The 23,007-nt window shown below is 53.7% G+C and carries 20 protein-coding genes; 17 read left to right on the forward strand and 3 right to left on the reverse strand.

Annotated elements, in window-relative coordinates; genetic code table 11:
* The first annotated feature begins 3 nt into the window (after positions 1–3).
* Positions 4–1,638: a sigma 54-interacting transcriptional regulator gene (locus tag K9G39_RS08855; protein ID WP_292004563.1), complete on the forward strand. Its 1,635-nt coding sequence runs from the start codon at positions 4–6 to the stop codon at positions 1,636–1,638.
* A gap of 167 nt (positions 1,639–1,805) precedes the next feature.
* Positions 1,806–3,842, forward strand: a complete 2,037-nt coding sequence (locus tag K9G39_RS08860) for an ATP-binding protein (RefSeq protein ID WP_292004564.1) — start codon at positions 1,806–1,808, stop codon at positions 3,840–3,842.
* 37 nt (positions 3,843–3,879) lie between these two features.
* On the opposite strand, the gene K9G39_RS08865 is transcribed toward K9G39_RS08860, so the two are convergent.
* Positions 3,880–4,839 carry an aldo/keto reductase gene (locus K9G39_RS08865; protein WP_292004565.1) on the reverse strand — a complete coding sequence of 320 codons (960 nt, stop codon included), beginning with the start codon at positions 4,837–4,839 and terminating at the stop codon, positions 3,880–3,882.
* A gap of 222 nt (positions 4,840–5,061) precedes the next feature.
* On the opposite strand from K9G39_RS08865, the gene K9G39_RS08870 reads away from it, so the two are divergent.
* The 15 genes from K9G39_RS08870 (at position 5,062) to moaA (ending at position 22,140) form a co-directional block, all read left to right on the forward strand.
* The gene (locus K9G39_RS08870; RefSeq protein WP_292004566.1) at positions 5,062–6,192 is read left to right on the forward strand and encodes a PQQ-dependent sugar dehydrogenase; all 1,131 of its coding nucleotides are present in this window, start codon (positions 5,062–5,064) and stop codon (positions 6,190–6,192) included.
* A gap of 635 nt (positions 6,193–6,827) precedes the next feature.
* On the forward strand, positions 6,828–7,652 hold the full coding sequence (nifH, locus tag K9G39_RS08875; protein ID WP_012465649.1) for a nitrogenase iron protein: 825 nt from the start codon (positions 6,828–6,830) through the stop codon (positions 7,650–7,652).
* A gap of 18 nt (positions 7,653–7,670) precedes the next feature.
* Entirely contained in the window at positions 7,671–8,024 is a 354-nt protein-coding gene (locus K9G39_RS08880; protein ID WP_292004567.1) for a P-II family nitrogen regulator, read from the forward strand.
* The gene (locus K9G39_RS08885; RefSeq protein ID WP_292004568.1) at positions 8,024–8,401 is read left to right on the forward strand and encodes a P-II family nitrogen regulator; all 378 of its coding nucleotides are present in this window, start codon (positions 8,024–8,026) and stop codon (positions 8,399–8,401) included. The genes K9G39_RS08880 and K9G39_RS08885 overlap by 1 nt, the downstream gene beginning before the upstream one ends.
* A 37-nt stretch (positions 8,402–8,438) precedes the next feature.
* The gene (nifD, locus tag K9G39_RS08890) at positions 8,439–10,079 is read left to right on the forward strand and encodes a nitrogenase molybdenum-iron protein alpha chain (RefSeq protein WP_292004569.1); all 1,641 of its coding nucleotides are present in this window, start codon (positions 8,439–8,441) and stop codon (positions 10,077–10,079) included.
* 25 nt (positions 10,080–10,104) lie between these two features.
* Positions 10,105–11,484 (forward strand): nitrogenase molybdenum-iron protein subunit beta, encoded by a 1,380-nt coding sequence (nifK, locus tag K9G39_RS08895; RefSeq protein WP_292004570.1) that lies wholly within the window; start codon positions 10,105–10,107, stop codon positions 11,482–11,484.
* Positions 11,485–11,723: 239 nt separating this feature from the next.
* The gene (gene nifE, locus K9G39_RS08900) at positions 11,724–13,091 is read left to right on the forward strand and encodes a nitrogenase iron-molybdenum cofactor biosynthesis protein NifE (RefSeq protein WP_292004571.1); all 1,368 of its coding nucleotides are present in this window, start codon (positions 11,724–11,726) and stop codon (positions 13,089–13,091) included.
* Complete coding sequence (locus K9G39_RS08905; protein WP_292004572.1) at positions 13,088–14,461, forward strand: nitrogenase component 1; 1,374 nt, start codon at positions 13,088–13,090, stop codon at positions 14,459–14,461. The genes nifE and K9G39_RS08905 overlap by 4 nt, the downstream gene beginning before the upstream one ends.
* 13 nt (positions 14,462–14,474) lie before the next feature.
* Positions 14,475–15,749 (forward strand): nitrogenase cofactor biosynthesis protein NifB, encoded by a 1,275-nt coding sequence (gene nifB, locus K9G39_RS08910; protein ID WP_292004573.1) that lies wholly within the window; start codon positions 14,475–14,477, stop codon positions 15,747–15,749.
* Positions 15,750–15,939: 190 nt separating this feature from the next.
* A complete protein-coding gene (locus K9G39_RS08915) occupies positions 15,940–16,248 on the forward strand; it encodes a (2Fe-2S) ferredoxin domain-containing protein (protein ID WP_292004574.1) in 309 nt (102 codons plus the stop codon).
* 175 nt (positions 16,249–16,423) lie between these two features.
* Positions 16,424–18,649, forward strand: coding sequence for a TonB-dependent receptor (locus tag K9G39_RS08920; RefSeq protein WP_292004575.1), 2,226 nt, complete (start codon positions 16,424–16,426; stop codon positions 18,647–18,649).
* Positions 18,650–18,657: 8 nt separating this feature from the next.
* Positions 18,658–19,473, forward strand: coding sequence for a molybdate ABC transporter substrate-binding protein (gene modA / locus K9G39_RS08925; RefSeq protein WP_292004576.1), 816 nt, complete (start codon positions 18,658–18,660; stop codon positions 19,471–19,473).
* Positions 19,470–20,177 (forward strand): ABC transporter permease subunit, encoded by a 708-nt coding sequence (locus K9G39_RS08930; RefSeq protein ID WP_292004577.1) that lies wholly within the window; start codon positions 19,470–19,472, stop codon positions 20,175–20,177. Before modA ends, K9G39_RS08930 begins: the two co-directional genes overlap by 4 nt.
* Positions 20,178–20,233: 56 nt before the next feature.
* Positions 20,234–21,046 (forward strand): TOBE domain-containing protein, encoded by an 813-nt coding sequence (locus K9G39_RS08935; protein WP_292004578.1) that lies wholly within the window; start codon positions 20,234–20,236, stop codon positions 21,044–21,046.
* Positions 21,047–21,132: 86 nt separating this feature from the next.
* Positions 21,133–22,140 (forward strand): GTP 3',8-cyclase MoaA, encoded by a 1,008-nt coding sequence (moaA, locus tag K9G39_RS08940; RefSeq protein WP_292004579.1) that lies wholly within the window; start codon positions 21,133–21,135, stop codon positions 22,138–22,140.
* A gap of 5 nt (positions 22,141–22,145) precedes the next feature.
* Here moaA and K9G39_RS08945 read toward each other — a convergent pair whose 3' ends face one another.
* Both K9G39_RS08945 and K9G39_RS08950 read right to left on the reverse strand, forming a co-directional pair.
* Positions 22,146–22,580, reverse strand: a complete 435-nt coding sequence (locus K9G39_RS08945) for an MOSC domain-containing protein (RefSeq protein WP_292004580.1) — start codon at positions 22,578–22,580, stop codon at positions 22,146–22,148.
* Between the two features lie 146 nt (positions 22,581–22,726).
* Positions 22,727–23,007 (reverse strand): hypothetical protein (locus tag K9G39_RS08950; RefSeq protein WP_292004581.1); only part of this gene is annotated, 281 nt, incomplete at its 5' end.

A 23,007-nucleotide genomic window follows, 5' to 3' on the forward strand; every position in this document is an offset into this window, starting at 1 on the left:
GACATGCTCATTCCCCAGAAAAAAGAAGACAGCAGCATCAGCCTTCTGGCTGAAGTCAGCAGAACCGTCACGATTGAGCACGACATAAACAAAGTACTCCGTCTTGTTTTGTTCATCATGTCGGAACATATGGACATGCTGCGCGGCATGATCACCATTCTCAATCGCGACAGTGGCGAACTGTTCATCAACGAATCATTCGGACTGAGCGAAGAGGAAAAAGAGCGGGGACGGTACCGTATAGGAGAGGGAATCATCGGACAGGTAGTTAAAACCGGAAAACCCGTTCTCGTACCGAACATCAACGACGAGCCGCTCTTCCTCGACCGTACCCGTTCCCGTCAGAAAACAAAAATAGATGATCTCTGCTTTATCTGCATCCCCATCAAATCGGGTACGGAAATCATAGGGACGCTCAGTGCCGATCGACAGATCGAACCCGCCCTGCCCGCAGACCCTTCAAAACGGGCAAAGGCGGAAAGCGACAGGATGGATATGATGCAGCATTATGTCGATCTGCTCTCCATCATCGCCTCCATGATCTCGCAGGCGGTTAGACTCCGGCAGCTTGCACATGAAGAGAGCATGAACGGAAAAAGCCCGTCGCCCCTGCGTACGGGACATAACCTGATCACCCTGTACCGGGATGAAGAAAAACCTGATGATGATAGTGGCGAAACCGATCGACCGGCAAATATCATCGGCAACTCGAAACCCATGCTTGCACTCTTCAGGATGATCGAGAAAATCGCAAAAACCAGTGCAACAACGCTGATACTGGGAGAGAGCGGGGTCGGAAAGGAGCTGGTTGCCAGCGCCATCCACTTCAAGAGCCGTCGCGCCGAAAAGCCTTTCATCAAATTCAACTGTGCGGCACTTCCTGAAAGCATAGTCGAAAGCGAACTCTTCGGCCATGAGAAAGGGGCTTTTACCGGAGCTTCAGGCATGCGCCAGGGACGGTTCGAACTTGCCCATACCGGCACTATTTTTCTCGACGAGGTCGGTGAGCTCAGTCTGACCGTACAGGCAAAACTGCTGCGCATTCTTCAGGAAAAGGAGTTCGAGAGGGTCGGGGGATCGAAAACCATCAAGGTCGATGTCAGGGTCATTGCCGCAACAAACCGGAACCTTGAAGAGTTGATCAGGGATGGCCGGTTCCGAGAAGATCTGTTCTACCGTCTGAATATTTTCCCGATAACCGTTCCTCCCCTGAGGGAGAGAAAAACCGATATTCTGTTGCTTGCCGACTACTTTGTAGAAAAATACAACCGGGTCAACCAGAAAGGGATACGGCGCATTTCAACCACATCGATAGACATGCTGATGCGCTATCACTGGCCGGGGAACGTCCGTGAGCTGGAAAACTGCATCGAGCGGGCGGTCATTCTGAGTGAGGACAACGTCATTCACGGCTACCACCTGCCGCCGAGCCTCCAGACCGCCGAGTCGAGCGGCACACCCTACACCGGCTCGCTGCAGCAGAAACTCGATTCGATCGAGAACGAAATGATCATCGAGGCGCTGAAACGCACAAAAGGCAACATGTCGAGGGCGGCAGCACAGCTCGGACTCTCCGACAGGATCATGGGACTCCGGGTGAAAAAATTCAACATCGACTATCGGAAGTTCAGGCCATAAACCCAACCCATAAAGGCAAGACCTGCAGAACCGCATCAAAAGCTCCCGGCTTGCATGGTATGGTATTCGTTACCTATATTACAGCTAAAATTCACCAGCAGTCTCTTAAAGCTTTTCCTGTTTCGGATTTAACCGCTGCAGGTTCAACGCATAGGGCCAGCACCCCCATGAAACCACTTCCGGACAACGAAAAAACCGGCACCCCGCTGAATATGGCGATGGTTCGATTCGATCCGGAATGGGCATACGAAAACACCAACTCCTACTACAGAATCGGCATCATTCCCGGCCGGCATCTGATGTTTACCTCCGTCGGCGGTGATCTGCAGCCGGAGTGTGCATCAAAAGCCATCCAGGTGCTTGAGCGGCTCCTCGCTACCGAGCATTTCACCAACAGCAACTATACCCGGATCGCTGATTTTTCAGGAGTCGTCAAGCTGCCCATCAACACCCGTCTTCTGTATGCAAACGCCCTGAACAAGCTGCACAGCAAATACAATTGCCAGGCCGAAATCACGTATATCTGCGGAGCCTCCCTGCTCTTGAGAACAATGCTCCGCTCCATCGCCTCCTATGTAAAACAGCATCTCGTTTTTGTTCCGACCGTTGATGAAGCGTTCGATCTGATCAATAAAAAGTCGGTCATTTCGGCCGAACAGCAAAAGCTGGAGCTGATTACCATCACCCGGCAGGATATGAATGATTTTGCGGAAATCTGCGGACAGATTCTCCTTGACGACACCTACTCGGTGGATGAAAACCGGAATTTTCTGTGTTCCGACCACCCCCTGCACGAGCTGTACAAAATCGTATCGGTGCTGAACAGCGATCTGAGGGAACTGCAACGTTCGGAAAGGGAACAGAAGTGCCAGATCGAAGCCGCACTGGAAAACGCCCGAAGCCTCAATCTCTCCCTCGAGGAAGAGAAAAAGAACGCGCAGAAAAACGAGGAGATACAGCGCATTCTGATCGAAAGCCTGAAAAAGGCCAGAAAAGAGGCGGAAATCGCAAGCAAGGCCAAAAGCGAATTTCTGGCCAACATGTCGCATGAAATCCGCACCCCGCTGCACGGCGTCATCGGCATGACGGAACTGTTGCTCGAAACCAGGCTCGACAGCCAGCAGAGGAGCTACTCCAGCACCGCTTATGTAAGCGCCCGACAACTCCATCAGCTGATCAATCACATTCTCGATTTCAGCAAAATCGAATCCGGACAGCTCGACAAGGAAACATCGGTGCTCGACATCAAGGCCATCTGCAGCGAAATTTTTTCTCTCCTGAACGACAACGCCCTGAAAAAAGGCCTTCTCCTGACAGTCAACATTGCGGACGGAATACCCGGAACGCTTCTCGGCTATCCGGTTTATCTGCAGCAGGCGCTGATCAACCTGGTTCAGAATGCCATCAAATTCACCTACAAGGGCGAAGTCATGATCAGCATCGAACCCGTATCCGACACCCCCGAAAAGATATTCCTCCGCATAGCCGTCCGGGATACCGGCATAGGCATTCCCGAAGCACAAAAAGATCTGGTTTTTCAGCGCTTTACACAACTCGACTCCTCCGCCACACGCAAGGAGGGAGGGGCCGGGCTCGGACTGGCCATAACGACAAAACTGGTGGAGTTCATGGGCGGCAAACTCAATCTCAGGAGTACGGAAAACAAAGGCTCCGAGTTCTGGTTCACGCTTCCGCTCATCAAGAGGGTTGAAGAGACGAAAAAAACCTCCGTTGGCGTCGGCCAGCCTGTAAAAAATCCCGAATTGCCTGCAGACACCCCTGAAAAACCTCAACCCTCCGGAGAGAGCGACCAGCAGGGAAAAACAAGACTGCTTCTGGTTGAAGACAACATCATCAACCAGAAGGTAGCCGCGGCCATGCTCTCGAAACTGAACTTCTCGGTCGATACCGCTACAAACGGCATCGAGGCACTCGATGCCCTGAAAACAAACGACTACGCACTGGTAATCATGGACCTCCAGATGCCGGTTATGGGAGGTCTCGAAGCGGTTAAAGCAATAAGAAACCGGGAAAGGGAAATTGCAAATCCCGATATTCCGGTCGTTGCCATGACGGCCAATGCAACGCAGGAAGACAAGGATGAGTGCCTGAATGCCGGAATGAATGCATTCATTACAAAACCGGTCATGATGCAGGATCTTCAGAATGTGCTGAAAAAATGGATTCCCCGCTTCCGCTGCTGAAACGCCTGATCCTTTTACGGAACCGCTGCCTTCCGGGTTACTGTGCCATACCGGCGATATGTCGTTTGATGAGAGCGGTCTCCTCCCCGGTGAGTCTGAACTCCCCTGCTCCGATAATACCCTCAACCTGGGCGGCGCTGCGTCCTCCTACAATCGCCCCGGTCAGGGCAGGATGGCGCAGGGTCCATGCGATTGCCACCTCGCCGGGCGAACGTCCATAAGGGGAACCGATGCTGCGGAGCAGTTCGACCAGTTCAAGATTTGCCGTCAGACGAGGCTCCTGAAACTCCCTGTTTTCGCGTCGCCAGTCATCAGGCGAAAAGTTTTCAACCCGTTCACGCGTCATGGCACCGGTCAGCATACCGGAAAGCATGGGGGAATAGACGATTACTCCGATTTCGCGCTCCATGCAGAAAGGGAAAATTTCCGTTTCAACTGCGGGCCGAAGCATCGAATAGGGAGGCTGGAGAGATTCGACAGGCGCGATCGGCATGACACGGCGCATCTGTTCGACATTGAAATTTGAAACCCCTATATGCCGGACAAGCCCCTCTTCCCTGAGAGCGGCCATCGTCTGCCACCCCTCTTCAATGTCGGGCTCGGGATTAGGCCAGTGTATCTGGTAAAGATCGATGGTATCGACCTTGAGACGCTTCAGGCTCTCTTCGCATTCACGCCGGATCGAATCAGTCTTGAGACTGCTGCTCATCCGGCGTTGTTCATTCCAGACCAGCGAGCATTTGGTGAACACATAAGGTTTGTGCTCCATACCCTCAAGAGCCCGAGCAACCAGTTCTTCCGAATGACCGAGCCCGTAAACCGCTGCGGTATCGATCCAGTTGATACCGAGTTCAACGGCGCGCTGAATAGCATGTATGGCCTCAGCGTCATCCTGGGCCCCCCATCCGTATGCCCAGTCACCTCCGCCTATTGCCCAGCTCCCGAAACCCAGGGGAGTCAGATGCATGTCCGTATTGCCGAGTTGCCGTTTCTGCATGATGTTATGGTTTGTCTGTGTTGCATCTGTTATCCGAAAAAATCCATCGCTGCCTTATAATAAGAAAGATAAGACAAACATACCCGATCGCCCCCTGGAGAACATCCTGCGACAGCTCGACTCCGAAGCATAAACGGAACTGTTTATGGTATTCGGGTGTCTTGATAGGAAAACCCGGACTCACTGCCTGAAAACATCCGTAACCGGAACATACTACCTGCTATGGCAAAGATTAAACATGCCGTGTTGCTCTGCTGCCTGCTGTTTTTCTGGACTTTGAGCGCATGTGCCGATAATCCGCAAGGCATGACGGTCGACGGGCGGAGATACCGTATTGTCACCCTTGCAGGAAATCTCGATCATCCCTGGTCGGTGGCGTTCCTTCCCGACGGATCTTTTCTGGTAACCGAAAGAAGCGGACAGCTGCTGAAAATCAGCCGCGACGGCAAAAAACGGGAGCATATCAAGGGCGTGCCTCCGGTTGCCGCAGAAGATCAGGGCGGCCTTATGGACATTATTATGGATCCGTCGTTCCTTTCAAACCGCACCCTGTACTTTTCCTTTTCAGCAAGTGGTCCAGGGGGAACCGGCACCGAAGTGGCCCGGGCACAACTGAACGGAACGAAGCTCGGCAACGTACGCGTTATTTTCAGGGCCCTTCCGAAAACTCCGGTCAGCAAACATTACGGCTCCCGCCTCCTGATAGCTCCGGACGGCAAACTGCTCGTCACGCTCGGTGAAAAAACCATCATGCTGGAAGCGCAGAACAGAGGGAACCATCTCGGAAGCGTCATACGCATCAACCCGGACGGCACCATTCCCGAGGACAATCCGTTCCGCCGGATAAAAGGCTACCGTCCGGAAATCTACACTTACGGACACCGCAACATTCAGGGGATTATCAAACATCCCACGACCGGAGATATCTGGATACACGAGCACGGCCCTCTCGGCGGCGATGAACTCAACATTCTCAAAAAAGGTGCAAACTACGGCTGGCCGGTTGTGACACACGGAATCGATTACAGCGGAGCGATCATTTCCACGAGAAAAACCGCCCCCGGCATCGAGTCGCCGATACTCTACTGGACCCCGTGCATCGCGCCTTCCGGTATGACCTTTTATACCGGAAACCGTTTTCCCGAATGGAAAGGCAATCTGTTTGCAGGCTCCCTTGTGCAGCTCCACCTCCGACGCATCGTGCTTGACGGCAAAAAAACTGTCCGGCAGCAGGTGCTGTTGCGGGCTTTAAACGAACGAATTCGTGATGTCCGGGAGGGACCCGACGGGTTCCTCTATCTTCTGACGGACAGCGACAACGGACGCCTGCTGCGCATCGAACCGTCCGGATAATAACATTCCGCCATCCGGCCCTGCCCATTCCGGAAACAGGAATGAGGCCCCGAACAGGAGGGGCATATTTTCTTGCCTCGAAAAGCTACAAAAAAGTATTTTTTTCAGGTACTCCCGAACATACAAGACAACATAGCCCTTTCTGCCCGGCCGCAACGCCTCCTCATCCTCTCCGGCGATCGGTACAGCACGCTTTCAACCCTCATCGCCCAAAGAGCGGTACCGAAAAAACGCTCACCCGCGACCTCACGACAAGCCGCTTCCACAATCCTTCACATGCCCCCTCACCGGAAAATGACCCTGTACGAAGTACTGGACGTACAAGCAGATAAAAAAATACGGAAATGTAGCTTCCTGAAATATCACACGGAAGTGTAGATTTTTTTTGCTGCAAAAATCACGCCCGGCTAAAAAATTACGATGACCCTCAGAAAAAGAGCTGGCTGGATAAAACCAGGAAGCCCTTACAAAAAAAAGAGTTGACACCAATCAGCAACAAAAGAAAAAACAAACCTCCCCGAACAGCACCATCTGGCATGCCTCTTGCATGTAATTATCATAAATAATCAGGTTTCAAGAAAAAATATCCTGAATTATTTATAGAAAAGACAATGATAACCTAAATAAGAACGAACATGAGAAAAGTAGCGATTTATGGAAAAGGTGGCATCGGCAAGTCAACCACGACACAGAACACGGTTGCCGGTCTTGCGGAAATGGGCAAAAAAGTCATGGTCGTCGGCTGTGACCCTAAAGCCGACTCTACCCGTCTCCTGCTGGGCGGTCTGCAGCAGAAAACCGTTCTCGATACCCTGCGTGAGGAGGGAGAAGAAGTTGAACTTGAAGATATCATCAAAGAGGGTTACCGGAACACCCGCTGCACGGAGTCAGGCGGACCCGAACCTGGCGTAGGCTGTGCAGGCCGCGGCATCATAACCTCGGTCAACCTGCTCGAACAGCTCGGCGCCTACGATGAGGAATGGGATCTCGATTACGTGTTCTACGATGTGCTCGGCGACGTCGTGTGCGGAGGATTCGCCATGCCTATCCGCGACGGCAAGGCAGAAGAGATCTATATCGTCTGCTCCGGTGAAATGATGGCCATGTATGCTGCAAACAACATCTGCAAAGGCATCCTGAAATACGCCGATGCAGGCGGTGTGCGTCTCGGCGGTCTTATCTGCAACAGCCGCAAGGTCGACAACGAGCGCGAAATGATTGAAGAGCTCGCAAAGAAAATCGGCACCCAGATGATTCACTTCGTGCCCCGCGACAACTTTGTGCAGCGTGCAGAGATCAACCGCAAAACCGTCATCGACTACGATCCGACACACGGTCAGGCCGACGAATACCGCGCGCTTGCCAGGAAAATCGACGAAAACGAAATGTTCGTCATCCCCAAACCGCTGGAGATCGAAGAGCTTGAATCGCTTCTTATTGAATTTGGTATCGCCAACTAATAAACGGAGAACTCGCACATGTTAATGATCAGAACAATCGTCAGGCCGGAAAAAGTCCATGAAGTCATGCAGGGGCTGCTCGATGCAGGCTACCCGGCCGTTACAAAAATCTCGGTTGTAGGACGGGGAAAACAGCGTGGCCTTCGCGTCGGCGATGTCGTGTACGATGAACTGCCCAAAGAGATGCTCTTCGTCGTGGTTCCCGATGTCGACAAGGATTTCGTGATCCGGGCAATTCTCGACAATGCCAAATCCGATGGTGAAGGGAAATTCGGTGACGGCAAAATCTTTGTATCCGCCGTCGAAGAGGTCTATACCATCAGCTCCGGAACGAAGGAAAGCGAGCCGGCCCTCGCCGGTAAGGAGGCCTGATGAAAGAGATCATATCAGTAATCCGCATCAACAAGGTTAACGAAACCAAAAAGGCGCTCGTCGACGCAGGCATTCCCGCATTCACGGCAACAGGACGGGTGATGGGTCGCGGCAAGGGCCAGGTTCACTACGACATTCTTCAGGGAGCGGAAGCCGGACATCCGGAGGCCATCGCCCAGCTCGGCAACGCACCGAGACTGGTTGCAAAACGCATCCTGACCGTTGTGGTTCCTGACGAACTTTGCCAGATGGCCATCGATACCATCATTAAAACAAACCAGACCGGCAAACCCGGAGACGGCAAAATTTTTGTTACCCCGATTCTCGACACCGTAAGGGTCAGGACCGGCGAGGAAGGCGATGAAGCGCTGAACTAACGAGAACAACTTACAAGGTGTAAACGGAGAGAGCTACATGGAGGCTATGAATCATTATCCGGATCCTTCCAAAATCAGGGAGGAACTGGTACAAAAATATCCGGCGAAGGTCGCGAAAAAACGAACCAAGTCGATTATCATCAACGACCCGGAAAGCATACCTGAAGTACAGGCGAACGTCCGCACGGTTCCCGGCATCATCACCCAGCGCGGATGCTCATACGCAGGCTGCAAGGGCGTGGTGCTCGGACCGACCCGTGACATCGTCAACATTGTACACGGGCCGATCGGCTGCAGTTTTTACGCCTGGCTGACCCGCCGCAACCAGACAAGACCGGAAACCCCGGAGCATGAAAACTATATCACCTACTGTTTCTCCACCGACATGCAGGAGGAGAATGTGGTGTTCGGCGGAGAAAAGAAGCTGAAGCAGGCGATCCAGGAGGCTTACGATCTTTTCCATCCGAAAGCCATCGCGATCTTCTCGACCTGCCCGGTCGGACTGATCGGCGATGACGTGCATGCCGCGTCAAAAGAGATGCGCGAGAAGTTCGGCGACTGCAACGTCTTCGGCTTCAGCTGCGAAGGCTACCGTGGCGTCAGCCAGTCGGCAGGCCACCACATAGCCAACAACGGCGTGTTCAAGCACATGGTCGGACGCAACAACACTCCGTCTGAAGGCAAATTCAAGCTGAACATGCTCGGTGAGTACAACATCGGCGGTGACGCATTCGAAATCGAGCGCATCTTCGAGAAGGCCGGAATAACTCTGGTTGCCTCCTTCAGCGGAAACTCGACCGTCGGCCAGCTTGAAAACGCGCACATGGCTGATCTCAACGTGATCATGTGCCACCGCTCGATCAACTACATGGGCGAGATGATGGAGACCAAATACGGTATCCCGTGGATGAAGGTAAACTTCGTCGGAGCCGAATCGACCGCAAAATCGCTGCGCAAGATAGCCGAGTATTTCGATGATGCCGAGCTGAAAGCCCGCGTCGAAGAGGTGATTGCAGAGGAAATGCCGAAAGTCAAGGCCGTGATCGACGATATCCGCCCGAGAACCGAAGGCAAGACCGCAATGCTCTTCGTCGGCGGCTCTCGTGCCCACCACTACCAGGATCTCTTTACCGAACTTGGCATGACGACGGTAGCTGCAGGTTACGAATTCGCTCACCGCGACGACTATGAAGGCCGTCATGTGCTGCCGAGCATCAAGGTCGATGCCGACAGCAAGAACATCGAGGAGCTGAAAATCGTAGCCGATCCGGAACTCTACCAGCCGAGAAAAAGCGAAGCGGAGCTTGAAGCGCTGAAGGAAAAAGGGCTGGAGATCAACGGCTACGAGGGCATGATGAAGCAGATGATGAAAAAGTCGCTCGTCGTCGATGACGTCAGCCACTATGAATCGGAAAAGCTGATCGAAATCTACAAGCCCGATATCTTCTGCGCCGGCATCAAGGAGAAATATGTGGTGCAGAAAATGGGTGTGCCTCTCAAGCAGCTGCACAGCTACGATTACGGCGGTCCCTACACCGGCTTTGTCGGCGCGACGAACTTCTACAGGGATATCGACCGCATGGTCAACAATCCGGTCTGGAAGCTTATAAAAGCTCCCTGGGAAACAGCCGGAAACCCAAAAGGCGCAGAACTCGAAGCCACCTACGTCACACAGTAATCAGGAAAAAGGAGACTATTGAATTATGCTATTAAGACATACACCAAAAGAGGTTATAGCGCGTGAAGGGCTGACGATCAATCCGGCTAAGACCTGCCAGCCGATCGGAGCCATGTATGCGGCGCTCGGCATTCACGGCTGTCTGCCTCACAGCCATGGCTCACAGGGGTGCTGCTCGTATCATCGCAGCACCCTGACCCGCCACTACAAGGAGCCCGTCATGGCGGCAACCAGTTCTTTCACCGAAGGCGCTTCCGTTTTCGGCGGCCAGGCCAACCTGCTCCAGTCGATCGAGACCATCTTCGCGGTCTACGAGCCCGACATCATCGCCGTGCACTCGACCTGCCTGTCGGAAACCATCGGCGACGACTTGCAGCAGATCACGAAAAAAGCCAAGGATGACGGTAAAATCCCGGAAGGCAAATATGTGATCTACGCCAGCACGCCGAGCTTCGTCGGCTCGCACGTAACCGGCTATGCCAACATGGTGACAGGCATTGCCGAGCAGTTCGCCCAGTCAACCGGGGAAAAGAAAGACCAGATCAACATTATCGCCGGATGGATGGAACCCTCCGACATGCGTGAAATCAAGAAAATCTCCAAAGAGCTCGGAGTGAAGATCGTGCTCTTCCCCGATACGTCGGATGTGCTCGACGCTCCGCAGACCGGAAAACACGAGTTTTACCCGAAAGGGGGCACGACGATCGAGGAACTGAAAAGCATCGGCGACAGCTCCAGCTCTCTGGCTCTCGGCTGCATCAGCGCCGAACCGGCGGCTATCGCACTCGACAAGAAATGCAAGGTGCCGTTTGAAACCGTGGATATGCCGATCGGCCTCTCCGCAACCGACCGCTTCATCATGTCTCTGAGCAAGGCGGCAGGTGTACAGGTTCCTGACGAGATCACTGCTGAAAGAGGACGGCTCGTCGACGTCATGACCGACATGGAACAGTACTTCTACGGCAGGAAAGTCGCGCTTTTCGGCGATCCCGATCAGCTCATTCCTCTGACCGAGTTCCTGCTTGACCTGAACATGAAGCCGATACACATCGTCAGCGGCACTCCGGGCCAGCGTTTTGAAAAACGGATGAAAGAGATTCTCCGGAGGATTCCGGAAGCGAACTTCAGGAACGGCCTGAACGCGGATATGTTCCTGCTTCATCAGTGGATGAAAAACGAGCCGGTGGATCTGCTTATCGGCAACACCTACGGCAAGTACATCGCCCGCGACGAGAACGTTCCGTTTATACGGTTCGGATTTCCGATCCTCGACCGGATCGGGCACAGCTACTTCCCGAACATCGGCTACAGCGGCTCGCTGAGACTGGTCGAAAAGATTCTCGGCGCTTTAATGGACCGTCAGGATCGCGAAGCTCTTGAGGAGAAGTTCGAGCTGGTTATGTAAGGACATCTCTTTTTGTCTGTTCCGAAGCCCGATTGCAGCGTTGGGCGGTACTCGAAATCCTCATGTACTGCGTGTACACTCCGGTTTCTCCGTTCCGTCCGCCTTGCACTCAGGCTTCTTACGACGACAAAAAGAGATGACTTAGAGAACGGGATTGAAAGTACCAAAGGATCCCTCCCGGTTTTACCGGGAGGGATTCCTGATACCTGGAATTACTTATTGAAAAAGGGGCAGGCAGCATGAAGGAAGAGATCGGAATTCTCGAGGGGAGACAAAGTCAGGTCTTCGAAAAGAAAAGCGGCGATGAACAGCAGTTCGACATCGCATGCGACAAGACGAGCCTTTCCGGTTCGGTCAGCCAGCGCGCCTGCGTATTCTGCGGTTCCCGTGTGGTGCTTTACCCTGTTGCCGACGCCATCCATATCGTTCACGGTCCTATCGGCTGTGCCGCATACACCTGGGACATCCGCGGCGCGGTATCCTCCGGCCCGGAACTGCACCGGTTGAGTTTCTCGACCGACCTGCAGGAGATGGACGTGATCTACGGCGGAGAGAAGAAGCTCTACCGTTCGCTCATCGAGCTGATCGACCAGTATCAGCCGAATGCGGCATTTATCTATTCAACCTGCATCATCGGCCTGATCGGCGACGATATCGAAGCGGTATGCAGGAAAGTTGCACAGGAAAAAGGAATCCCGGTCATGCCGGTGCATTCCGAAGGATTCAAGGGCACCAAGAAGGACGGCTACAAGGCCGCCTGCTCGGCCCTCATGAAACTGATCGGCACCGGTTCGACCGAGGGGATCAGCCAGTACAGCATCAATATCCTCGGCGAGTTCAACCTTGCGGGGGAAGCCTGGATCATCCGGGAATATTACGAAAAAATGGGCATCGAGGTGGTGGCCACCATGACCGGCGACGGCAGGATCGACGCCATCAGGCGCTCGCACGGCGCTTCGCTCAACGTGGTGCAGTGCTCCGGTTCGATGACCAGTCTTGCAAAGGATATGGAAGAGAAATACGGCATTCCCTACATCCGCGTCTCCTACTTCGGCTTCGAGGATATGTCGAAATCGCTCTACGACGTGGCTGCACTCTTCCCCGACAGACCCGAGATCATGGAGAGAGCAAGGGAGATTGTCCGCGACGAGATCCGGAAATACTATCCGGAAATGCAGAAGTTCAAAAGCTCCCTGACCGGCAAGAAGGCCGCCATCTATGTCGGCGGTGCGTTCAAGACCTTCTCGCTTATCAAGGCCCTGCGCACGATCGGTATGTCGGTGGTGCTCGCCGGCTCGCAGACAGGCAATAAGGATGATTACGAGCGCCTCAGGGAGATGTGCGATGAAGGCACGGTGATCGTCGACGACTCGAACCCTGTGGAGCTCTCCAAGTTCGTGCTCGAAAAAGAGGCCGACCTGCTTATCGGCGGCGTCAAGGAACGACCGATAGCCTTCAAGCTCGGCGTCGGATTCTGCGACCACAACCACGAACGGAAGATCCCTCTGGCCGGATTCGTCGGCATGTACAATTTTGCAAAAGAGGTTTATGAATCGGTGATGAGCCCCGTCTGGCAGTTCGCTCCGAGAAAAGGAGGTCTCGCATGAAAACGACAGCAATAAACGGCAAAACGGCCAAAACGGCAACCCAGAACGCCTGCAAGCTCTGCAACCCTCTGGGCGCATGCCTGGCTTTCCGCGGCATAGAGAACTGCGTCCCGTTCCTGCACGGCTCGCAGGGGTGTGCGACCTATATCAGAAGGTACCTTATCAGCCACTACAAGGAGCCGATCGATATCGCCTCGTCGAACTTCAACGAAGAGACCGCCGTGTTCGGCGGCAGCCACAACCTGAAGCTCGGACTGAAAAACGTTTCGCAGCAGTACCGTCCCGAAGTGATCGGCATTGCCACCACCTGCCTTTCGGAGACCATCGGCGACGATGTCCCGATGATCCTGAAGGAGTACAAAGCCATCATGGGTAACGACGAGCCCCTGCCTGTCATGATATTCGCCTCGACGCCGAGCTACAGCGGCACGCATATCGACGGGTTTCACGCTGCCGTACGTTCGGCCGTGAAAACGCTTGCCGAAGCGGAACCGAAAAAGCATCTGGTGAACATCTTCCCCGGCATGATCTCGCCTGCCGATATCCGCTACCTGAAAGAGATCATGAACGCCTTCGCCACCCCGTTCGTGCTGCTGCCCGACTACTCGCAGACGCTCGACGGAGGACCCTGGGCCGAATATCACAGAATCCCGCCCGGAGGCACCACGACCAGGGCAATCGCAAGCACGGGCGGTGCATCGGCGAGCATTGAGTTCGGCTCCACGCTCGAAGCGCAGAAATCGGCTGCAGGGTACCTCGCTGAGCAGTTCGGGGTAGTGCGCCACCACCTGCCCCTGCCGATCGGCATCAAGGCAAGCGACCGGTTCTTCGCGGTTCTGGAGCAACTGACCGGAAAGTCTCTGCCCCCCGCCTACGAGGATGAACGCCGCCGCCTCGTCGACGCCTACGCCGACGGCCACAAGTACATCTTCGGCAAAAGGGCGATTCTCTACGGCGAGGAGGATCTGGTGATCTCGATGGCCGCCTTCCTGCACGAAATCGGCGTAGTGCCGGTACTCTGCGCTTCGGGCGGCAAAAGCGGCCTCATGAAAAAGCGACTGCTCGAACTGATACCCGACCTTGAGGAAGCGGGAATCAAGGTGCGCGAAAACGTCGACTTCGTCGACATCGAACACGAAGCGGACGAGCTCCGACCGGACGTCCTCATCGGCAACAGCAAGGGATTTACCATGTCGAAGAAGCACGACCTGCCGCTCATCAGGATCGGCTTTCCCATTCACGACCGCTTCGGAGGGCAGCGGCTGCACCATCTCGGCTACCGCGGCACACAGGAGCTCTTCGACCGAATCGTCAACACCGTGATCGAAGAACGGCAGAAGTCTTCACCAATCGGCTATACGTATATGTAAAAGGGAGGAACCTATGACACTGAACATCAAAAACCATCCATGCTTCAACGATTCGTCGCGTCACACCTTCGGACGAATCCACCTCCCGGTTGCGCCGAAATGCAACATCCAGTGCAACTACTGCAGCCGCAAGTTCGACTGCATGAACGAAAACCGTCCGGGAGTCACCAGCAAGGTGCTCTCTCCACGTCAGGCGCTCTACTACCTGCAGCAGGCAGTGAAGCTCTCGCCGAACATTGCCGTGGTTGGCATTGCCGGACCGGGCGACCCGTTCGCCAATCCGGACGAAACCATGGAGACTCTGCGCCTGGTCAGGGAGCATTACCCTGAAATGCTGCTCTGCGTGGCCACAAACGGTCTCGACCTCCTGCCCTGGATTGATGAACTTGCAGAACTGCAGGTCAGCCATGTCACCATCACCATCAATGCCATCGACCCCGAGGTCGGTTCCGAAATCTATGCCTGGGTGCGTCATAAAAAGAAGATGTACCGCGATGTCGAGGCGGCAAAACTTCTGATCGGCAATCAGCTTGAAGCCCTGAAACGGCTCAAGGAGGTTGGCGTGACGGCAAAAGTGAACTCAATCATCATTCCGGGAATCAACGACCGTCACGTCGTCGATGTTGCCCGGAAGGTTGCCGAGCTCGGAGCGGACATCCTGAACTGTCTGCCATACTACCAGACATCGGAAACCGTGTTCGAGAATATCGAGGAGCCGTCGCTGTCGATGGTGGCCGAAATCCAGAAAGAGACTGCGGAGTTCCTGCCGCAGATGAAGCACTGCGCGCGCTGTCGCGCCGACGCTGCAGGCATTATCGGCGAACTGAACAGCGAAGAGATGATGCAGAAGCTTGCCGAAGCGGCAAGCATGCCGAAAAACCCTTCGGAACACCGTCCCTATATAGCTGTCAGCAGTATGGAAGGGGTGCTCATCAACCAGCACCTGGGCGAAGCCGACCGCTTTCTCGTTTACGGAATGGACCCCGCAAACGGCACCTGCACGCTCGTCGACTCCCGTCCGGCTCCCCTTCCCGGAGGAGGCCAGCAACGCTGGGAAGCACTTGCCCAGGTGCTGCACGACTGCCGCACGCTGCTTGTAAACGGCGCAGGCGACTCCCCCACAAACGTGCTCAACGCCCACGGTATTGACGTGCTCGTCATGGAAGGCATCATCGAGGAGGGCGTCGAAGGCATCTTTACCGGCAAAGACCTCAAGCACATGATGCGCGGAAGCCAGATTCACGCCTGCGGCACCGGGTGTACCGGTACGGGAGGAGGCTGCGGGTAAGGGTTGTTCGCTGATCTGTTGCGCAGTCCGATAACTGCGTTGGGCGGTACTCGAAATCCTCACGTACTACGTGTACGCTCCGGTTTCTCCGTTCCGTCCGCCTTGTTCCCGGACTGCTCACGACGATCAGCAAACAACCCTGGCACAATTATTTCAAGTTATTCAACAATCAACAACCAATACAACCATAATGGACAAACCGAAACATCACATCTTCGTCTGCGCGAGCTTCCGCGCTCAGGGCGCACCCCAGGGCATCTGCCACAAAAAAGAAGCCCTCGGCCTGATTCCCTACCTTGAAAGCGAACTCTCTGACCGCGGCATGTCGGACGTAGCCGTTTCTGCCACGGCATGTCTGAACCTTTGCGAGAAAGGGCCAGTCGTTGTGGTCTATCCCGAAAACTTCTGGTACGGCGAAATCGACGGCGAAGAGAAAATCGATGAGATTCTCGATGCTCTTGAAGAGGGCGAAGCCTGCGAAGACTACCTGATCAACTGACCGGCATGCATTCCGGAACGCGCTCCCCTGCATGGAGAGCTCGTTCCGTTTTTTTTATTCATCGCTATATCTTTTATTACATAACGTATTTTACCGTTCACGAAATTCCGCCCCGGTGCAATGCAAACCGGATATTACCACAACCATCGTTATATAGAAAACTACATAACCGTTTATGAAAAAAAGATGCAATAATGCCGTCAGGCTGACAACGCTGCTTGTGCTCCTGACCGGAACGGCACATGCAAATGAAAACATACCTGATACCACCTGGAAGAACTACACCACGGAAGAGATCACGGTATCGGGAAAAAAAGGCGACATCCTGCAGCGCCTCACAGGAAAGGAATCCCGTGTACTCAACCCGTCCCAGATGTCGGTATATAAAACCATAAACCTCATGCCCTCCCTCAACCAGCAGAGCGTTGATCCTTACGGACTGGCAGATATCGTCAACTACCACGAATCGTTCCGCTTCAGGGGAGTCGAGGCCACGGCGGGCGGCGTCCCGGCAACCACAGTCAACGTCGAAGGCCTGCCGGTCACAGGAAGACCAGGCGGCGGCACAACGATCTTCGACCTCGAGAATTTCGACGATATCGACATATACACCGGTGTCATGCCGGCATATGCCGGGCTCGGCCTTGCCGACGTCGGCGGAAAGATCGACATGAAGATCCGCAGGCCTGAAGATACGTTCGGGGTTCAGCTTAAACAGAGCATCGGCAGCAACGACTTCAGCCGCACCTACCTGCGTGTCGACAGCGGCAAGCTTGCAGGCAATTCGAAAGGCTTTATCTCCTTTTCCGAAACCTCCGCCGACAAATGGAAGGGCGAAGGCGATGCCGAACGAAAGAACTTCACGGCAGGCGTCACCAGCCAATTGAGCGAAAACGTCAAACTCGAGACATTCGTAACCTGGGGCAAAGGCAAGATTCATACCTACAAACCTTTCACCTACACCGAAATCAGCGACCTCGATTCGGCTTACGACACCGATTACGGTACAAACCCTTCCGGTTACGACTATTACGGATGGAACCGCAATGAATTCGAGGACTGGATGCTTATGGCCAATCTCGAAATAAAAACCGGAGAGCACTCCAACATAAACATCAAACCCTACTACTGGAGCGATAAGGGATACTATCTGGAGAGCATCAGCACAACAGGCGGAAGCAGGATCCGCAGGTGGGACATCGACCACGACCTCAAGGGAATCCTCGGAGAATACAAGACCCGTATCGGCAATGTGGACCTCGACCTTGGCTACCTCTTTCACTGCCAGAAAAGACCAGGCCCTCCGACCTCATGGAAAAATTACACGGTAACCGCCTCCGGAGAACTGAAATTCGCCAACTGGAACATCCTCTCGAACAGCTCAAGCCACGAACTGCATACGCCGTTCATCGATGCAATATGGCATTCAGGTGACTACCAGCTCGAAGCCGGCCTGAAATACGTATGCTACACACTCCCCTCGATCATCTCCTACAAGACAACCGGCATCGGGGATATCAGTTATGACGATGCTCTTGCCCTCGACCCGGCAATCGATGCCGATGCCAGCGCCATGGACAGAAAATCCTTCAACAGGCTCTTTCCGAACCTGACCCTGACGCGTTTCCTTGGTGACAATGCTTCGATTCATGCTTCCTACGGAGAGAACTACGTCACGCACGTCGATATCTACCCCTACTACATCTCGCAACGCCCGGCATTCGCCGCCAGGGGCATCTCCTTCCAGGAGCTCTGGGACAAGCGGCAGATGGAGATATCGAGAAACATGGAGGTCGGCATGCGTTTCGCAGGAAGCAACTGGAGCATGGAACCGACCATCTTCTACTCACAGCATAACAACAAGCAGGCCGTACTGTACGATGCCGACCTGGATGCATACTATCCGATGAACAATGCCGATGCAGAAGGCTACGGCATCGAGCTCGAAGCCGAGTACAAAGCGCTTGACAATCTCAGGTGCTATGGCTCGTTCTCCTGGAACCGCTTTTTTTTCACCCAGGATATCTATTCCGAAGGGGGAAGTCTGATCGATGTCAAGGGAAAGCAGATTCCTGATGCTCCTGAATTCCTTGCAAAAGCCATGATAAGCTGGAAAATCGGCGATGTCGCCATATCCCCGGTCATGCGCTATACATCGACCCGTTATGGCGATGTGCTGCACAAGGAGAAAATCGACGGCACAACACTTTTCGATCTCGACCTCACCTGGAGCAGACCGATGCTCGGCTTCAAACAGGTTGACTGTTCCCTGTCGCTGTTGAACATCTTTGACGAGCAGTATGTGAGCATGATCAGTACATCCGATTACAAGACCCTGAAAACCTCCTATCAGCCGGGAGTGCCATTTACTGTAATGGCAACCATAGCCCTGCACTACTGACAACGATTTTGCAGTACCTGTTCTTTCTCCATTACACCATTCCCGGCGTTTTGCCGGCGCCGGGAATATTTTCAACGAACCTTTTCATTACCACGATGAACCTGAAAAAAACAATTCTCTCTCTCCTGCTTCTTCTTGCGGCAATACCGGCTGTCCTCCATGCGGAACAGATAACCATAGCAGCAGGCGCAGGCTATAAACGTCCGCTCATGGAAATCGCAGCTCTTTACGAAAAGAAAACCGGCAATCATATCGATGCCGTATTCGGCAATATGCAGCAGATCTTCTCCCAGACGGAAACAAGCGGAAAGGTCTCTATCATTTTCGGCGAAAAAAGTTTCCTTGAACGATCCTCGCTTGCCTTCAGCAACTTTCATCCGGTAGGAAAAGGCACACTGGTGCTTGCATGGAGAAAAGGGCTCAAACTGAAACGAACCGGAGACATCCGCAGAAACGATATCACGAGACTTGGCATTCCGGACCGGCAGAAAGCCATATACGGGCATGCCGCTGAAGAATACCTGAAAAACTCCGGTCTTGCGGACACCGTCAAGCAGAAACTGATAGTACTTTCCACCGTTCCCCAGGTTTCCGCATACCTTGTATCGGGAGAGATCGATGCCGGCTTTATCAATATTACCGATGCAATCGGAATTCAGAAGAAAACCGGCGGCATGCTCCAGATACCCCGAAACCTTTACTCGCCGATCGATATTCAGGCAGCGATCATCAAAGAATCCGAAAAGAAAACAGAGGTCGCGGACTTTCTCCGGTTCCTGAAACAGCGCGAATCTGTAGCCATTCTCAAACGCTACGGCATATGAATCCGGAGATCATAAGCTTCATAGAGGAAAATGACGCTGCCGGACCCATTCTGCTCAGTCTGGACACGGCGGCAGTCACCCTTATACTGCACCTGATGGCGGGAGTGCTTGCAGGTTTCTTCCTGACCGGCAGAAAAACATTCCTCCGCACCCTTGCCGATACGGCCATCACCCTTCCGCTTGTCTTTCCGCCGATTGCCACAGGCTTTCTTCTTCTGCTGCTGCTCGGCCGCAACGGCATTATCGGCCGTCCCCTGCAGAGCGCAGGCATCGAGACCATCTTCAGCACTACCGGTGTTTATACCGCATCGTTCATAGCCGGACTGCCGCTGGTGGTAAAATCGGTACAGAGTGCAATCGAAACCATGGATCGTTCTCTGCTTGAAGCATCGTGGACGCTTGGAAAAAGCCGGACTCAAACCTACATCCGGGTTGTCCTTCCCCATATCCGTTATGCCCTGCTCACCGGCCTCATCCTCTCTCTCGGGCGCTCATTCGGAGAAGTCGGCATCACGCTCATGCTCGGCGGCAACATCAGCGGAAAAACGGAAACCATGTCGCTTGCCATATACAACGCGGTGTTCGAGGGCAGTTTCGAAAAAGCCGCACTCCTGTCGCTTATCCTCGCCATCATCTCGCTCGGGATGTTCGCCATCCTGAAAAAAATCAGCCGAACAGGCAATGGAAGCCGTACTGTCGCCTGAAACTTGTATTTTACGTTTAATTGAGGCAAAAGCAGCCAACCAAACAGGCCAACCGCATGGCAAAATGCACGAAACAACCAATCGGGCTCGATGGCTCCATCTGGTTCCAGAAATCTCAGAACCGTTTTCTCGGTGGCGACCGGATAGCACTGCTTGAAAAGATCGATGCACTCGGCTCGATCAACAGCGCGGCCAAAGCCGTCGGGATCAGCTACAAAACCGCATGGCACCTGATCAACATGATCAACAACCTTTCCGAAAAACCGCTGGTCGAGCGCACGACCGGAGGCAAGGGAGGTGGAGGCACCCTTTTGACGAAAGAGGGAAAAAAAGTCATCGAACAGTTCAGGGTTGTGCAGGAAGAGCACCGAAAATTCCTCGAAAATCTTGAAGAGCGGCTCGGAGAAACCAGACATCTTTACCAGTTCCTCAGGAGAATATCCATGAGAATAAGCGCGCGAAATATCTTTTCGGGAACCGTTGAAAAAATCACCCGCGGCGCGGTCAACGCCGAAGTGCTGCTGGCGCTCCCTGACGGGCCGCTCATCACCTCGGTCATCACCATCGGTGCAATCGACAATCTCGGCCTGAAAGAGGGCATGAACGCATATGCCATCATCAAATCCAACTCGATCATCATAGGCAGGAATCTGCACAATGCCCGTATAAGCGCACGTAACGTCATGTGCGGCACCGTCAGCAAGGTTATCGAAGGACCGGTCAGTACGGAAGTGGATGTTGCCATAGGGGGCGGAAACGTCATTTCGGCAATCATCACCCACGGCAGTTCCGAAAAACTCGGGCTCAGGGACGGCGAACACGTCTGTGCGGTCTTCAAGGCATCGAGCGTGATACTCGGTGTGAACTGAAGATTTGCTTCATTGAGGAGATACCCTATCTTAAAGGAAAAGCTATTCCTGATCTACAGGATACCTCCATATTTCAATTCGTATCCTTGAGCAGCAAGAACATCAGCAATTCCCCTCTCATCGACCGGTTCCGGCGTACCATCAGCTACGCCCGCATAGCCGTAACCTCCCGGTGCAATCTCCGGTGTACCTACTGCATGAGTGAAGAACACGAATACCACTCATCTGCCGGCCGTGACACACTGAAAACCGGCGACATTGCGCTGCTGATCGGGATTCTTGCCGGACTCGGCGTAAAGAAAATCCGATTTACCGGAGGAGAACCCCTTCTGCGTAATGACATTGCCAAACTTGTCAAGACCGCAAAACGTACCGAAGGCATCGAAAACGTCTCACTCACCACCAACGGAGTGCTGCTACACAGACACCTCGACGCACTGCTCGACGCCGGACTCGATGCACTGAACCTGAGTATCGACACCCTCGACCGGAAGCGTTATCAAGCCATAACCCGACGGGACGTTTTCCTGCAGGTGAAGGCAAATCTTGATACCCTTCTCGCATCAAAGGCCTTACCGGTCAAACTCAACGTCGTGATGATGCGGGGCATCAACAGCGATGAGGTTGCAGAGTTCATGGAGTTCACCAGGCACCATGCAGTCACGGTACGGTTCATGGAACTGCAGCCGTTCGACGACCATCAGATCTGGCGAACCGGCAGGTTTCTCGGTCTCGATAAAATTCAGGATATGCTCCACGAGGCTTATCCGGAACTTCTGCCGCACCGGGGAACATCGACCGAATACTTCAGTTTCAGCCTTCCGGGCCACGCCGGATCGGCGGCAATCATTCCGGCCTATACGAGAAATTTCTGCAGCCAGTGCAACCGTATACGGATCACGTCGGAAGGAACGGTAATCAGCTGTCTCTACGACAAACAGGGCCTGAACCTGCAGCCTCTCCTGGAGCGAAGTACTGCTGTTGAAGAAATCACTGAGGTATTCAGAACGGCAGTCCGGGAAAAACCGGAAGACGGAAGAAACCAGGGGGATGGAGAGAACCTGCGAACCAGCATGTCGGAAATCGGGGGATAAGCTCATTATAGGACAGCAACCGGCATGCCTGCCTGCAGTGTACCCCCCTGCAATACCTTGCAGAAAACCCCTTCACGCGGCATGATGCAATCACCCGTCGCCCGCTGGATCGCACACCCGTCATTATGGCACTCCTTGCCGATCTGGGTCACTTCGAGCACCAGTGTTTCCCCGACCAGAAGACGCTTGCCTGGCGCAAGTGAAACAAGATCGATACCTCTGGTCACGATGTTTTCGGCGAAAACCCCGTGATCGAGTTCAGGCATCTTTTCACGCATCCGGTCGATGCTCTCCCCGGCCAGCATGGATACCTGACGGTGCCACTCTCCGGCATGGGCATCCCCCTCTATTCCCCATCCGTCACGGAGAACGATTTCCTGCACCTCACTTTTGACCACCCCTTTTTCCTTGCTGATGCACACTGCCTCGATGTATCCCATACGTTCACGCCGGTTATGTTGAAATGCCGCTGATGACTGCAATAAAATAAAATATCGCAAGAGAGTACAACATATCTCCAGGTATCCGCATCGCGTAAACCCGTTTTTTTTGGAAAATTCAAAAAAAGAACCGAAATTAACAATTGTTAATAACCATCAAATACCCGTTCATGAAAACAAAGAACACGACAATCCGAATGATGTGCCTCTGCTGCTGCGCAAGCACCGCACGAACCGGCACAAGAACGAAAAGAAATGGCGTGTAATCCATCTGTTTCATGATCGGGGTATAGTGGACCCGGATTTTCAGACAAAGGTTTAAGGTGGTAACTTGCCCAAAAAAGGGACAAGATATGAGCGAAAAGCACCGCAAAAGTTTTACGGCACAATTCAAGGCCAAAGTGGCGCTTGAGGCGATCAGAGGAGA

Source organism: Chlorobium sp. (assembly GCF_021740465.1).
Lineage (GTDB): Bacteria > Bacteroidota > Chlorobiia > Chlorobiales > Chlorobiaceae > Chlorobium.